Annotated in this window: 12 protein-coding genes and 1 pseudogene; 5 read left to right on the top strand and 8 right to left on the bottom strand. The window is 64.7% G+C overall.

Annotated elements, in window-relative coordinates; all coding sequences use genetic code 11:
- Positions 1-75: 75 nt before the first annotated feature.
- The 3 genes and pseudogenes from ACVIW0_RS20295 to ACVIW0_RS20305 form a co-directional block, all read right to left on the bottom strand.
- Positions 76-1,396, bottom strand: a pseudogene (locus ACVIW0_RS20295) (homoserine dehydrogenase).
- Between the two features lie 38 nt (positions 1,397-1,434).
- On the bottom strand, positions 1,435-2,655 hold the full coding sequence (locus tag ACVIW0_RS20300) for an LL-diaminopimelate aminotransferase (RefSeq protein ID WP_461353925.1): 1,221 nt from the start codon (positions 2,653-2,655) through the stop codon (positions 1,435-1,437).
- A gap of 216 nt (positions 2,656-2,871) precedes the next feature.
- Entirely contained in the window at positions 2,872-3,159 is a 288-nt protein-coding gene (locus tag ACVIW0_RS20305; RefSeq protein ID WP_461353926.1) for a hypothetical protein, read from the bottom strand.
- 290 nt (positions 3,160-3,449) lie between these two features.
- Here ACVIW0_RS20305 and ACVIW0_RS20310 point away from each other — a divergent pair, with 290 nt between their 5' ends.
- Both ACVIW0_RS20310 and ACVIW0_RS20315 read left to right on the top strand, forming a co-directional pair.
- Positions 3,450-5,258, top strand: a complete 1,809-nt coding sequence (locus ACVIW0_RS20310; RefSeq protein WP_461353927.1) for a PHA/PHB synthase family protein — start codon at positions 3,450-3,452, stop codon at positions 5,256-5,258.
- Positions 5,259-5,331: 73 nt separating this feature from the next.
- The gene (locus ACVIW0_RS20315; RefSeq protein WP_461353928.1) at positions 5,332-5,730 is read left to right on the top strand and encodes an MAPEG family protein; all 399 of its coding nucleotides are present in this window, start codon (positions 5,332-5,334) and stop codon (positions 5,728-5,730) included.
- A 30-nt stretch (positions 5,731-5,760) separates the two neighbouring features.
- Here the strand turns inward: ACVIW0_RS20315 and ACVIW0_RS20320 are convergent, their stop codons facing one another.
- From ACVIW0_RS20320 to ACVIW0_RS20340, 5 genes are all read right to left on the bottom strand, one after another.
- A complete protein-coding gene (locus ACVIW0_RS20320; protein ID WP_461353929.1) occupies positions 5,761-6,354 on the bottom strand; it encodes a class I SAM-dependent methyltransferase in 594 nt (197 codons plus the stop codon).
- A gap of 13 nt (positions 6,355-6,367) precedes the next feature.
- Positions 6,368-7,345, bottom strand: coding sequence for an N-acetyl-gamma-glutamyl-phosphate reductase (gene argC, locus ACVIW0_RS20325; RefSeq protein ID WP_461353930.1), 978 nt, complete (start codon positions 7,343-7,345; stop codon positions 6,368-6,370).
- A complete protein-coding gene (locus ACVIW0_RS20330; protein ID WP_461357380.1) occupies positions 7,342-8,019 on the bottom strand; it encodes an FMN-binding negative transcriptional regulator in 678 nt (225 codons plus the stop codon). The genes argC and ACVIW0_RS20330 overlap by 4 nt, the downstream gene beginning before the upstream one ends.
- A 342-nt stretch (positions 8,020-8,361) precedes the next feature.
- Positions 8,362-9,351 carry an MBL fold metallo-hydrolase gene (locus ACVIW0_RS20335; RefSeq protein ID WP_461353931.1) on the bottom strand — a complete coding sequence of 330 codons (990 nt, stop codon included), beginning with the start codon at positions 9,349-9,351 and terminating at the stop codon, positions 8,362-8,364.
- A 148-nt stretch (positions 9,352-9,499) separates the two neighbouring features.
- Complete coding sequence (locus tag ACVIW0_RS20340) at positions 9,500-10,030, bottom strand: DedA family protein (RefSeq protein WP_461353932.1); 531 nt, start codon at positions 10,028-10,030, stop codon at positions 9,500-9,502.
- Between the two features lie 188 nt (positions 10,031-10,218).
- Between ACVIW0_RS20340 and ACVIW0_RS20345 the strand changes: the two genes are divergently transcribed.
- The 3 genes from ACVIW0_RS20345 to ACVIW0_RS20355 all read left to right on the top strand — a co-directional run bounded on the left by ACVIW0_RS20345 (position 10,219) and on the right by ACVIW0_RS20355 (position 13,795).
- Entirely contained in the window at positions 10,219-10,587 is a 369-nt protein-coding gene (locus ACVIW0_RS20345; RefSeq protein ID WP_461353933.1) for a hypothetical protein, read from the top strand.
- A gap of 127 nt (positions 10,588-10,714) precedes the next feature.
- On the top strand, positions 10,715-12,775 hold the full coding sequence (parE, locus tag ACVIW0_RS20350; protein ID WP_461353934.1) for a DNA topoisomerase IV subunit B: 2,061 nt from the start codon (positions 10,715-10,717) through the stop codon (positions 12,773-12,775).
- A gap of 228 nt (positions 12,776-13,003) precedes the next feature.
- On the top strand, positions 13,004-13,795 hold the full coding sequence (locus ACVIW0_RS20355; protein WP_461353935.1) for an outer membrane protein: 792 nt from the start codon (positions 13,004-13,006) through the stop codon (positions 13,793-13,795).
- Positions 13,796-13,974: the final 179 nt, after the last annotated feature.

The following is a 13,974-nucleotide window of genomic DNA, read 5'->3' on the forward strand; positions in this document are numbered from 1 at the left end:
GTACTCCTTAAGCCTATGGGGCAGGCCAGCCTGCCCGCATCAATCGTCTCACGCCCGACCCGTTCAGGCCATGCGCTAGTTTTTCTCGATCCGGATCACCTGCGGCCGGCCGCTGATGACCTTGTCGCGCTGCACTGCGGCCAGCGCACGATGCACGGCATCCTCGCTGGTCGCATAGGTAATCAGAATGACCGGGACCGGTGAAGGTTTTTTGGCCGCCCCATTCACATCGACGCCATCCGGATGCCGCTGCACGATGGATTCCAGAGATATCTTCTGTTCCGCCAGCCGGGTGGCGATTGTTGCGGCAGTGCCTGCAAGATCGCGCGCCATCAGGCGGATATAGTAACCACCCTCATGGCGTTCCATCGGCGCCTTGGTGGTGTCACGCAACCGCTCCACCGGACGGCCGAACGGCTTGGCGCGGATGCCGCGGGCGACGTCGGCAATGTCGGCAACCACGGCCGAGGCCGTCGCGCCGCCGCCGGCGCCGGGGCCGACCAGCGTGATCGGCGGAATGCCCTCGCCATCGATCGCGACCGCGTTGGTCACACCCATCACCTGGGCGATCGAGGACGATTTCGGCACCATGGTCGGGTGCACGCGCTGCTCAATGCCCTTTGCCGTGCGGACGGCCACGCCGAGCAGCTTGACGCGGTAGCCGAGTTCCGCGGCCGCCTTGAGGTCTTCCGGCGTGATCGAGGAGATGCCTTCGACGTAAACCGCGCTTTCCGCGACCTTGGTTCCGAAGGCGAGGCTCGCCAGGATCGCGAGCTTCTGGGCGGTGTCGTGACCGTCGATGTCGAATGACGGATTGGCTTCGGCATAGCCGAGGCGCTGGGCGTCCTTCAGGCACTCCTCGAACGACAGACCCCTCCTGCTCCATCCGGGTCAGGATGTAATTGCAGGTGCCGTTGAGGATGCCATAGACGCGGTTGACGCTGGTGCCGGCGAGGCCCTCGCGCAGCGTCTTGATGACCGGGATCGCCGCGCCGACCGCGGCCTCGAAGTTCAGCGCGCCGCCGTGCTTCTCGGCGGCGGCGGCGAGCCGCAGGCCGTGCTTGGCAATCAGCGCCTTGTTGGCGGTCACCACCGACTTGCCGGCCTTCAGCGCGGTCTCGATCGCAGACAGCGCCGGATCGCCGGCGCCGCCCATCAATTCGACGAAGCACTCGATATTGGGATCTTCGGCGAGCGCCTCGGGGCTCTTGGCCCAGGCGATAGCGCCGAGGTCCAGGCCGCGCTTCTTGGCCTTCGAGCGCGCCGTGACGGCGACGACGCGAACGGGTCGGCCGCTGCGCTCGGCCAGCGCCCGTCCTTGCGTTTCGATGAGGCGGACGACATCGGCACCGACGGTGCCGAGCCCCGCTATGCCCACGTTCAGGGGTGCGACCATGGATTCAAGGGACCTGGAGATGAAGCAACCTGGAAGGATCAGCGTCGGTTGGCGAGAGGAACGACGTTGTGCAACGTTTCGATGCCGCTTTCAAGGAAGCGGCGCACGCCGCGCGCGGCCTGCCGGATGCGCTGCTCGTTCTCCACCATCGCGATGCGGACATAGCCTTCGCCGTGCTCGCCGAACGCAACGCCGGGCGACACCACAACGCCGGATTTCTCCACCATCAGGGTCGCGAACTCCATGCTGCCGACCGCCTCGAATGCCTTGGGCAGCGGCGCCCAGGCGAACATCGAGGCTTGCGGCGGCGGAATCTCCCAGCCGGCGCGGCCGAATGACTCGACCAGCGCATCGCGGCGCTTGCGGTAGGTGTCGCGCATCTCGCGGATGCAGTCGTCCGGGCCGTTCAGCGCCGCGGTCGCCGCCACCTGGACCGGCGTGAAGGCGCCGTAGTCGAGATAGGATTTGACCCGCGCCAGTGCGGCGATAATGCGCTCATTGCCGACCGCAAAGCCCATGCGCCAGCCGGCCATCGAGAAGGTCTTCGACATCGAGGTGAACTCGACGGTGACGTCGATCGCTCCGGGCACCTGCAGCACCGACGGCGGCGGGTTGTTGTCGTCGAAATAGACTTCGGCGTAGGCGAGATCGGACAGGATGAAGATGTCGTGCTTCTTCGCGAACGCGACCAGATCCTTGTAGAAGTCGAGGTCCGCGACATAGGCGGTCGGGTTCGACGGGTAGCAGACGATCAGCGCGATCGGCTTCGGAATCGAATGGATGATGGCCCGCTCGACCGCCTCGAAGAATTGCGGCGTCGGCTCCGACGGCACCGAGCGGATCACGCCGCCCGCCATCAGGAAGCCGAAGGCGTGGATCGGGTAGCTCGGATTCGGGCACAGCACGACGTCGCCGGGCGCGGTGATGGCCTGCGCGACGTTGGCAAAGCCCTCCTTCGAGCCGAGCGTCGCCACCACCTGGGTATCCGGGTTGAGCTTGACGCCGAAGCGGCGCGCGTAATAGGCGGCCTGGGCCTTGCGCAGGCCGTTGATGCCGCGCGAAGCCGAGTAGCGGTCGGTGCGCGGCTTGCCCAGCGTCTCCTTGAGCTTCTCGATCACATGCGGCGGGGTCGGCAGGTCCGGATTGCCCATGCCCATGTCGATGATGTCGGCCCCGGCATTGCGCGCGGCCGCCTTGGCCTGATTGACTTTTTCAAAGACGTAAGGCGGCAGACGGCGGATGCGGTAAAAATCTTCCATGGGACCCCTTGCTCCGACAACCGCGATGCCAGAATCGACCCCTTTGGTAAGCTTGCGGAAGCCGTCACGGCCTCTTACAGAAATCGCGCCGAATCAATGATTTAGAGCGAATTCAGGCGCAACGATCTGGGGGTGCGGCCGGATCTGCGATTGAACCGGGTTTCTTTTAGCACGGACGCCGGGCGGCGCCAGCGCTGATCGGCCGCCTGCCGCGACTCACTTGCCGGCAGGGGTCGACGCCTGGGCTTGAGCCTGGGCCTGGCGCTCGCGCGCGGCAATCAGCTCCTGCTCGATCTTGGCCTGATCCGCCGGCTTGATCATCGGATCGGCCCGGTCGGGCGGCAGGTCATGGACCGGCAGGTACCCGCTGGGATCCTTGGCGCGGGCCGGCGCATCGGCGGGCATGGCCATATCGGCGATCGTGCTCGAGCACCCGCTCAGCGCCACCATCGACGCGAGCAGCACTGCGGCCGCGAGCCCCCTGTTCATTCCATCGATCGGCATGCGCCGAATTGTCCCAACAAGCTAGCGCGCACGTCGCACGTTGCCGACACGGGTCGCACTGGTACGAGCCTTGCAGCGTCCCCGCTGCGTTAATTTCGACTTTAGCGTTTCAAACCATTGTCGCCCGAAACACCTAAAGCGGAAACAAGAAAAGCGATGCCTGAGGCTTCAATATGACGGAACAAAGATTTTTTGTCGCACTGCAACAGAGTGAAACGTCGGATTTTGCCTGATTTCCCTTGCCGCACCGCGCGATGACGCCCCCCAAACGACGCGATATTGTCCTGCAGATGAGCAACGTCATTCCCGACACCCAAGCCGCACCCAAATTCAACGCCGAAGCCTTCGCCATGAACATCGCGCGAGCGATGGAGAGCAGCGGCCAGGCGCTGGCCGCCTATCTCAAGCCGCGCCAGACCGGGGAAGTCCGCGACAAGCCGCCGAACGAGCTCGGTGAGGTCATCAAGACCTTCAGCGTGATCGCCGAATACTGGCTGTCCGACAAGGAGCGTGCCTCGTCGCTGCAGATGCAGCTCGGCAAGGATTACCTCGATCTCTGGGGCTCGGCGGTGCGCCGCATGGCCGGCGAAGCCGACGCCAAGCCGGCGATCGAGCCGCCCCCCCGCGACAAGCGTTTCCAGGATCCGGAATGGAAGTCGAACCAGTTCTTCGACTTCATCCTGCAGCTTTATCTCCTGACCTCGAAATGGGCACAGCAACTGGTCCGTGACGCCGACGGGATCGATCCGCACACCCGCAAGAAAGCCGAATTCTACGTTCAGCAGATCGCCAATGCGCTGGCGCCGTCGAACTTCGTGCTGACCAATCCGGAGGTGCTGCGCACCACCGTCGAGACCAACGGCGACAATCTGGTGCGCGGCATGAAGATGCTGGCCGAGGACATCGAGGCCGGCCACGGCACGCTGCGGATCCGCCAGTCCGATTCGAGCAATCTCGAAGTCGGCGTCAACATGGCGACGACGCCGGGCAAGGTGATCTTCCAGAACGAGCTGATGCAGCTGATCCAGTATTCCCCGGCAACCGAGAGCGTGCTGCGCACGCCGCTGCTGATCGTGCCGCCCTGGATCAACAAGTTCTACATCCTCGATCTGCGCCCCGAGAAATCCTACATCAAATGGTGCGTCGACCAGGGCATCACGGTGTTCGTGATCTCCTGGGTCAATCCCGACAAGGAGCTCGGCAAGAAGACCTGGGCCGACTACATGACCGAGGGCCCGCTCACGGCGATGGACGTGATCGAGAAGGCCACCGGCGAGATGAAGGTGCACACCGCCGGCTATTGCGTCGGCGGCACCCTGCTCGCCTCGACGCTGGCCTATCTCGCCGAGAAGCGCCGTCAGCGCGTGACCTCGGCGACGTTCTTTGCCGCGCAGGTCGACTTCACCCATGCCGGCGACCTCCTGGTGTTCGTCGACGAGGACCAGATCTCGGCGCTGGAACGCGACATGCAGGAATCCGGCGTGCTCGAAGGCAGCAAGATGGCGATGGCCTTCAACATGCTGCGATCGAACGACCTGATCTGGTCGTATGTCGTGAACAATTACCTGAAGGGCCAGCCGCCCTCCTCGTTCGACCTGCTGCACTGGAATTCGGATGCGACGCGGATGCCGTCGTCGAACCATTCCTACTATCTGCGCAACTGCTATCTGGAGAACCGGCTGTCGACCGGCACCATGGTGCTCGACAACACGCTGCTCGATCTGTCGAAGGTGAAGGTGCCGGTCTACAACCTCGCGGCCCGCGAGGATCACATCGCGCCGGCGGAATCGGTGCTGTACGGCTCGCAGTTCTTCGGCGGCCCGGTGAAGTATGTGCTGTCCGGCTCCGGCCATATCGCCGGCGTGGTCAATCCGCCTGCGTCGAACAAGTACCAGTACTGGACCAACGACAACATCAAGGACATCAAGCTCGCCGACTGGCTGAAGGGCGCCGAGGAGCACAAGGGTTCGTGGTGGCCGGACTGGCGCGCCTGGCTGGAGAGCCACGATCCGGAGACGGTTCCGGCGCGCATGGTGGGGGCGAATGGAATGCCGATGCTCGAGGACGCACCGGGCAGCTATGTCCGCGTCCGCGCGTAGCGTGAGCTCTTCCGCTCAGCTATAAACAAACGGTCCCGGCGGTCGGGAATCGCATTGACGTGAGGGGGAGACGATGACGCGCGAACTGTTCTGGCTGTCGCTGACGGTGATCCTGACCGGGCTGTTGTGGATTCCCTACATCATCAATCGCTGCCAGGTGCGGGGCCTCTCCGGCGCCATGGGCAATCCCTCGCGCACCGACAAGCCGCATGCCGAATGGGCCAACCGGATGATGTTCGCCCACGACAACGCGGTCGAGAATCTCGTGATCTTCGCACCGCTGGTGCTGATCCTCAACGCCGCCGACTATTCCACCAAATGGACCGTGCTGGCCTGCGCGGTCTATTTCTGGGCCCGCGTCGCGCATCTGATCGTCTACACGCTCGGCCTGCCGGTGTTCCGCACGCTGGCCTTCACCGTCGGCTTCCTTGCGCAAGCGGTGCTGGCGCTCGCGATCTTCAAGATCGTCTGATGCCAATCGGCGCCGGCAATCGTGCCGGCGCTACGCCCCGCCCTTCCGCACCACGATATGCAGCATTGTGGCGGGCGCCTCGTCAAAACTCTTGATCTCGCTGGTGTCGGACGAGACTTGCGTCCACGCTCCTGAAGCGGCGTAGGTCGATGCCAGCCAAGCCGCCTCCGGATAATTGTAATAGCGGCCGATGCTGTCGCGGCCGTCGCCATGGCCGATCTTGTAGCTCGCGTAGAACAGGCCGCCGGGCTTCAGCGCCCGATGGATGCGGCCGAGGACGCCGGCCAGTTCGTCGCGCGGCACGTGCAGCAGGCAGGCGCTGGCCCAGACCCCGTCATAGGCCTCGTGATCCCTGAGCTCATCGAACAGCATCGCCTCGACGGGATGGTTGATGCGGCGCGCGGCGACCTCGGCCATTTCAGGTGAACCATCGGTTGCGCGCAGCACGAAGCCTGCGGCGAGCATGACCGCGGCATGATTGCCGGCGCCGCAGCCGAGTTCGAGGATCGCGCCGCCCGGCGGCAGCAGCTTGAGAAAGCCGAGCAGCCGGGTGGACGGGGCTTTCGCCCACCCGGCATAGGCCTCGGCATTGCGCCGGTAGAATTGCAGCGTGGCGTCGTCCACGATGCGCTTGCCGTCAGTTGTCGGCGAGCCCGAGCATCAGCCGCATGTTCTGGACCGCGGCGCCTGAGGCGCCCTTGCCCAGATTGTCGAGCCGCGCGACCAGCACCGCCTGGCGATGCTTGTCGCTGGCGAAGACATAGAGCTCGAGCTGGTTGGTCTCGTTGAGTGCCTCCGGCTCGATCTTGCCACCCTTGCTGGCCTCGTTCTGCAGCGGCATCGCCGAAACATATTTGCTGCCGGCGTACCACTTCGCCAGCACCGCCTGCAGATCGGCACCGGTTGGCTTGCCCGGCAGCGCGTCGAGCTGCAGCGGCACCGAGACCAGCATGCCCTGCCGGTAGTTGCCGACCGACGGGATGAACAGCGGCCGCCGCGTCAGATGCGAGTAGAGCTGCATCTCCGGCACGTGCTTGTGCTCGAAGCCGAGTCCATAAAGATGGAACGCCGGCGCCGAGCCGTCCTCGAAGCTCGAGATCATCGTCTTGCCGCCACCCGAATAGCCGCTCACCGCGTTGATGGTGACGGGATAATCCGCAGGCAGCAGGCCGGCATCGACGATCGGCCGCAGCAGCGCGATCGCGCCGGTCGGATAGCAGCCCGGGTTGGAGACCTTCGGCGCGTTGCGGATTTTGTCGGCCTGGCCGGGCGCGAGCTCCGCGAAGCCGTAGACCCAGTCGGGCGCGACCCGATAGGCGGTCGACGCGTCGAGCACCTTGGGCGCTGAACTGCCCATGGTGTCGATCAGCGCGACGGTCTCCTTGGCCGCCTCGTCAGGCAGGCAGAGGATCACGAGGTCCACCTCCTCCATCAGCGCGCGCTTGGCGCCGGCATCCTTCCGCTTGTCCTCGGCGATGTGCTTCACCGCGACATCGCCGATCGACTGCAGCCGCTCCTGGATGCCGAGACCGGTGGTGCCGGAGGCGCCATCGACGAACGCGGTGGCCCTGGTCGCACCGCTCCTGGTTTTCGGGTTGGTGTCGGTGAGGGTCATGGCACGCTCCTTTCGAGTTCGTTCGTTTTGAGTGCAAAGACATCCGGCCGCGCCTGCCGCATCAGATGCGCGATCTGTTGCGCGCCGGCATCCGCCTGCGCGCCGAGGTGGCTTGCGACCGTAGCAAAGTCGGTCTCGGATTTGTGCTGGTTCAGCATGAAGCTGCCCTCCACCTCTTCCACCGTCATCTCAAGGCCCACGATCGCCTTCTTCATGGCATCGAGCCGTGCGGCTGTCATCTTGCCCGACGTCCACGGCTGCTTCGGCGACAGCCGGTCCTCGAACTTGTCAGTCAGCGCGTCGATTTGAACCGCCAGTTCCTCACCCGACAGGGTCCGCACCGGCCCCGTCAGATGCACGGCCTGATAGAGCCAGGTCGGCACCTGGTCGGGCGACACATACCAGTCCGCCGACACATAGGCATCCGCGCCGGTGACGGCCAGCAGCCAAGGCGTCCCACTTGCTGCGCCACCCGCCAGCTTTACCAGCGGATTGTGACGGGCAACATGAAACAGCGCCCGCGGCGTGCCGTCGGCGGCGTAGGTCAGATAGAACGGCAGCGCGAAGGCGATCGGCTTGCCGCCGTCCCACGCGCAGGCCAGGCCGAAACCGCGCGCTTCCGCGAAGCCAAGGCTCGCGGCGCGGTCGGGCTTGAATACCGGTGGCGTATACATGGTCGAAGCTCCCAGTGACGAAGGAGCCGCCAGATCGAACCGCGTGTCTTTTTGAGGAGCGCGCCGCGGGATCAAGTCCGGCGGCAGGGGCGATGGTCTTAAACGCGAGCGATCGCCCATACCGCGAGAATGCGGCGGCGGCGGGCGATGATGATGGTCGCGGCGTTGATCATGGGCGCGGCTATAAGGCCGCGCCGCTTTGACGTCAAGGTCTGCTTTCGTCATTCCGGGCCGATCGAAGCATCGAACCCAGAATCTCGCGCCATGGCTATGCTGCCGCCTCGGGCTTCAACTTCTGGATTCCGGGTTCGCGCGCCGGGCGCGCGCCCCGGAATGACAATCCTAAATCGCCGGATTCCACGGCGCCGGCACGACGCGGTAGCCGGCGCCGTCCTTCACCACGTTGCCGAGGCCCGGGAACGGATAGTGGAAGCCCTGCACCTGGAGCCGCTCCGCGACCACCATGTCGTAGATGCGGCGGCGGGTTTTCTCGGCCACATCGCCGTCCTGGTCGAAGAACGCGTGCCAGCCGGGATTGGTGGCGAACAGGTTCGGATTGTTGGTGACGTCGGACTGGATGAAGACCTTGTCCGCCCTCGAGGCCAGCACGTAGGAGGTGTGGCCCGGCGTATGGCCAACGGTCTCGACCGAGGTCAGGCCCGGCGCGATCTCCTTGCCCCATTCATATGGCGTCACCTTCTTCTTCAGGCCGGCCTCGAAGATGTTGCGGTTGTTCTTGAACAGGCCCGCCATGCGGCCGGCCGGCGCCCGGCTCATCTCGCCGTCATCCATCCAGAACTTCCATTCGGTCGCCGGCACCAGCACCTCGGCGTTCGGAAATGCCGGCGTGCCTTCGGCCGTCAGCAGGCCGTTCACATGGTCGCCGTGGAAGTGCGAGATCACGACCATGTCGACAGCCTTGGGATCGAAGCCGGCCGCGACGAAATTGTCGGCGAACAGGCCGTTGGCACCCTTGCTGCTGGCCTTCGCGAGCGCGCCGTTGCCTGTATCGATCACGACCAGCTTGCCGCCGGTGTCGAGCACGATCGGCGCGAACCAGATCGTCATCATGTCGCGCGGCATGAACGCCTTCTCCAGCGCCGCGTTGACGTCGTCCCGCTTCGCGTTCGGAATGAAGCTGTCTTCCAGCTTGAACACGTTCTTGCCGTCGGACACCGCGGTGACCATGATGTCGCCGACCTTGTAGCGATAGAAGCCCGGCGCCTGCTTGTCGGCTGCGGGCGCGGCGGCGGCCACAGGTGCGGCCGACAACAGCGGCGCGGCGGCGATGCCGGCAGCGCCAGCGAGTGCGTGACGTCGTGTCAATTCCATATAGTGTCCTCCCAGTGAAGCGGCGCCCAATGAACTCGCGCCTGGTGTGCGCGGTTGTATCAGCGTTTCGATGCACGCGCGATGACGACAGCGCGAGCGGTTGTCCTCCCCGCCTAACACCCGCAGGTGGGCCTTATTCCGGAACGCGCTACACCACCCGCCACATCCACTCCAAAGCTTTGGCGATGACATCGCCGAACAACAGCAGCGCCGCGGACCAGACCAGCGCGGAGACGAAATTGGCGACCTGGAATTGCCAATACGACATCTCGAAAATGCCCGCCGCGAGCGGCACCGACGCGCGCAGCGGGCCGAAGAAGCGGCCGATGAAGATGCTAGGCACGCCCCAGGTCTTCACGAAGGCCTCGCCGCGCGGCAGGATCTCGGGGTAGCGCGACAGCGGCCACATCTGCGCGACCTGTTCCTTGTAGCGATAGCCGAACCAGTAGGAGACCCAGTCGCCAAGCGCGGCGCCGATGCCGCCGGCGATCCAGATCGGCCAGAAGCTGATGCCGCTGACGCCGATCAGCGCGCCGATCGCAACCAGCGCGCCCCAGGCCGGCACCAACAGTGAAATGAAAGCGAGCGATTCAGCAAACGCCAGCAACATGACGATCGGAGCGGCCCAGGCCTGGTGGTGGCGCACGAATTCGGCCAAGGCCCGCGCTAAGTCTTCCATCTCGTCGAGTGCCTTCCGCTCCGTTGAACCCGGATGAACCTTTCTACCAGCACGCAGCCTAAGAACAGGTAAGCCAGCCGATTGCGTGACATCAAGTCACAAAGGCGGGGATCGAACGTGATTTCCGGTAAGGCCGCTGCGGTCCAGGCTGGCTGGCATCTCCCTCACAAGAAAAAGGAATCACTTTGATGATCGGGTCACTGATGATGTGCGTGGGCGTGCTCGTCCTGCTGTTCGGAATGCTCGCGGGCATCGCCATGGGTATCCAGCACGATTTCACGTTGGGGCCGGCGCACGCGCATCTCAATCTCGTCGGCGGCGTGCTGCTGTTTCTGTTCGGCCTGTACTACCGGCTGGTGCCGGCCGCAGGCACCATGCTGCTCGCCAGAATCCAGGGCTGGCTGCATATCGTGGGCGGCATCCTGTTTCCGGCCGGCGTCGCCGCCGTGCTGCTGAAGGGCCCCTCGTTTGAGGCCGCCCCGATCGTCGGATCGCTGATGGTGGTCGTCGCCATGGCGCTGTTCACGGTCGTTGTATTCCGCACCTCGCGGGCGTAATCGCAGGCTCCTATCTGAACAGGCGGCTGCCCCCAAGGGTGCGGCCGCCCCCATTTGGCAGCCCATCCGTGGCATAGTCAGAGCAACCGATTCGCTGCGCCCAAGCCGGCGCACCACTTGAAGAACCATGGCCAAATCATTGAAGTCGAACGCCAAAAGTAAATCTTCCGACGATCTGTTCGGAGCCCCGGAACCGAAGGGACGTGCCCCGGCGAAGGCTGCTTCGCGCCCCGCGGGAGGCGCTGAAGCTGGCTATACGGCGGCCGACATCGAGGTGCTGGAAGGGCTGGAACCGGTCCGCCGGCGGCCCGGCATGTATATCGGCGGCACCGACGAGAAGGCCCTGCACCACCTGTTCGCCGAAGTGATCGACAACTGCATGGATGAGGCGCTGGCGGGCCACGCCACCTTCATCGACGTCGAGCTGACCGCCGACGGCTTCCTGACCGTGACCGACAATGGCCGCGGCATTCCGGTCGACCCGCATCCGAAATTCCCGAAGAAGTCGGCACTCGAAGTCATCATGTGCACGCTGCACTCGGGCGGCAAATTCGACTCCAAGGTCTATGAGACTTCGGGCGGCCTGCACGGCGTCGGCGTCTCCGTGGTCAACGCCCTCTCCTCGCGGCTCGAGGTCGAGGTTGCGCGCAGCGGGCAGTTGCACCGCATGACGTTCGAGCGCGGCCATCCCAAGGGCAAGCTCGAAGATCTCGGCAAGGTCAACAACCGCCGCGGCACCCGGATCCGCTTCAAGCCGGACACCGACATTTTCGGCGCCAAGGCAGCCTTCAAGCCGCAGCGCCTGTTCAAGATGACGCGCTCGAAGGCCTATCTGTTCGGCGGCGTCGAGATTCGCTGGCACTGCGATCAGGAGCTGCTGAAGGGCGTCGAAGACGTTCCGGCGGAAGCCAAGTTTCACTTCCCAGGCGGCCTGAAGGACTATCTCGCCGCGGCGATCCACGCTGACACGCTGGTGCATCAGGATATCTTCTCCGGCAAGTCCGGCCGCAGCGGCGCGCATGGCGCCTGCGAATGGGCGGTCGCCTGGACCGCCGATGCCGACGGCTTCCTGTCGTCCTACACCAACACGGTGCCGACGCCCGATGGCGGCACGCATGAATCCGGCCTGCGCAGCGCGCTGCTGCGCGGCTTGAAGGATCACGCCGAGCGCGCCGGCCAGGGCAAGCGCGCAGCCGCGATCACTTCGGAAGACGTGATGGTGGGCGCGGCCGTGATGCTCTCGGTGTTCGTGCGCGAGCCTGAATTCCAGGGCCAGACGAAAGATCGTCTCGCCACCGCCGAAGCCCAGCGCATCGTCGAACAGGCGATGAAGGATCCGTTCGATCACTGGCTGTCGGGCAATCCGAACCAGGCCAACCGGCTGCTCGATTTCGTGATCGATCGCGCCGAGGAGCGGCTGCGCCGCCGCCAGGAAAAGGAAACCGCGCGCAAGACCGCCGGCAAGAAGCTGCGCCTGCCCGGCAAGCTCGCGGATTGCTCCGACGCCGGCACCGAAGGCTCCGAACTCTTCATCGTCGAAGGCGACTCGGCCGGCGGCAGCGCCAAGCAGGCGCGCGATCGCAAGACGCAGGCCGTGCTGCCGCTGCGCGGCAAGATCCTCAACGTCGCATCCGCCGGCAAGGATAAGCTGACCGCTAACGCGCAGCTCTCCGATCTCGTGCAGGCGATCGGCTGCGGCACGCTCGCGCATTACCGCGAAGAGGATCTGCGCTATCAGCGCATCATCATCATGACCGACGCCGACGTCGACGGCGCGCACATCGCCTCGCTGCTGATCACCTTCTTCTACCGGCAGATGCCGCGGCTGATCGACGAAGGCCATCTCTATCTGGCGGTGCCGCCGCTCTACAAACTGAAGCACGGCACCAAGTCGGTCTACGCCCGCGACGACGCCCACAAGGAAGAGCTGCTGAAGAGCGAGTTCAACGCCAACGCCAAGGTCGAGGTCAATCGCTTCAAAGGCCTCGGCGAGATGATGCCGGCGCAGCTGAAGGAAACCACGATGGATCCGGCCAAGCGCACTCTGTTGCGCGTCGTGCTGCTTGCCGACGATCGCGAGGGCACCGCCGACTCGGTCGAGCGGCTGATGGGAACCAAGGCGGAAGCCCGCTTTGCCTTCATCTCCGACAAGGCCGAATTCGCCAGCGACGACCTGCTCGACGTCTAGGCCAACCAACCGACTGATTTACAACGAATTTCCGGCCGCCTCCGGATCGGGCGGCCGGTTTTATTTTGCCTTATCGGAGAGCACTCAACGGCTTCGTTTTCGGGCGGTTGTGTCTCACCCGCAACAGCATTTCCGGCTGAACCACGTATAGTCCCAGCATGAGTTTCGGGAATCGGTGCCAGCGCACCCCGTCAGCGGCCCGATCGAACGCTAGTCGAGGATTTGGATATGAAGAAGATTTTGCTCGCTCTGACCGCGGTTGCTGCGATGACGGGTTCCGCGTCGGCTGCCGATCTGGCCGCCCGCCCCTACACCAAGGCCCCCGCGCCGATCGCGGTGGCGCCGAGCTGGACCGGCTTCTACATCTTCGGCGGCGGCGGCGGCGGCGTCTGGGATGCTGACACCGGAACCCAGTCGACCGCGACGGGTGCGCCGATCCTCGGCTTCAACCAGCGCCAGGGCGGCGATGGCTGGTTCGGCACCGTCGGTGCTGGTTACGACTGGCAGACCGCCAACAGCTGGGTCATCGGCGTGTTCGCCGACGGCCAGTTCGGCAGCCTGAAGGGCACCATCCAGGATCAGACGGCGTTCCTCGCCGGCAACATCAAGAACGACTACAGCTGGGCCGCCGGTGCGCGCTTGGGCTACCTTGTCGCCCCGAACGTCCTCTCCTACGTCAACGCCGGCTACTCCGACGCGCACTGGAAGGGCACCACCCTGTTCAACACCGCGACCGCTCTCCCCGCGGGTCTGCACACCAACGACTTCGATCGCGGCGGCTGGTTCGTCGGCGGCGGCGTCGAGAACAACCTGAACATTTTCGGCATCACGGCTCCGGGCTGGTTCATGAAGACCGAGTACCGCGCGGCCTATTACGACAAGAAGAACATCTCGGAGCGGATCGACGGCACCAACGCGCTGGCCGGCACCGACATCACCTTCAAGCCGCTCGTCCAGACCATCAGCACCTCGCTGGTCTACCGCTTCAACTGGACCGGTCCGGTTGTTGCCAAGTACTGAGTAGCGTACTGATCCCTGCTGAGATAGCAGAGCAAAAGCCCCGGCATCGTCCGGGGCTTTTTGTTGCCCGAATGGCGCTTGGAACCGCCCCGCCTGCACGCAAGCTGGCGCAGGGCCGACCCACTGCGTGCGATCTGGTCAGTGCTGCGATGATCGGGCACTCTCGCGCCCGGATTCAA

The sequence above is a fragment of the Bradyrhizobium sp. USDA 4454 genome (assembly GCF_054822705.1).

Excerpts from the sequence above, each read along its gene's own strand:
- ACVIW0_RS20300 (WP_461353925.1), bottom strand. The coding sequence starts at position 2,655 with ATGGAAGATTTTTACCGCATCCGCCGTCTGCCGCCTTACGTCTTTGAA.
- ACVIW0_RS20305 (WP_461353926.1), bottom strand. The coding sequence starts at position 3,159 with ATGCCGATCGATGGAATGAACAGGGGGCTCGCGGCCGCAGTGCTGCTC.
- ACVIW0_RS20310 (WP_461353927.1), top strand. The coding sequence starts at position 3,450 with ATGAGCAACGTCATTCCCGACACCCAAGCCGCACCCAAATTCAACGCC.
- ACVIW0_RS20315 (WP_461353928.1), top strand. The coding sequence starts at position 5,332 with ATGACGCGCGAACTGTTCTGGCTGTCGCTGACGGTGATCCTGACCGGG.
- argC (WP_461353930.1), bottom strand. The coding sequence starts at position 7,345 with ATGACCCTCACCGACACCAACCCGAAAACCAGGAGCGGTGCGACCAGG.
- ACVIW0_RS20330 (WP_461357380.1), bottom strand. The coding sequence starts at position 8,019 with ATGTATACGCCACCGGTATTCAAGCCCGACCGCGCCGCGAGCCTTGGC.
- ACVIW0_RS20335 (WP_461353931.1), bottom strand. The coding sequence starts at position 9,351 with ATGGAATTGACACGACGTCACGCACTCGCTGGCGCTGCCGGCATCGCC.
- ACVIW0_RS20340 (WP_461353932.1), bottom strand. The coding sequence starts at position 10,030 with ATGGAAGACTTAGCGCGGGCCTTGGCCGAATTCGTGCGCCACCACCAG.
- ACVIW0_RS20345 (WP_461353933.1), top strand. The coding sequence starts at position 10,219 with ATGATCGGGTCACTGATGATGTGCGTGGGCGTGCTCGTCCTGCTGTTC.
- parE (WP_461353934.1), top strand. The coding sequence starts at position 10,715 with ATGGCCAAATCATTGAAGTCGAACGCCAAAAGTAAATCTTCCGACGAT.
- ACVIW0_RS20355 (WP_461353935.1), top strand. The coding sequence starts at position 13,004 with ATGAAGAAGATTTTGCTCGCTCTGACCGCGGTTGCTGCGATGACGGGT.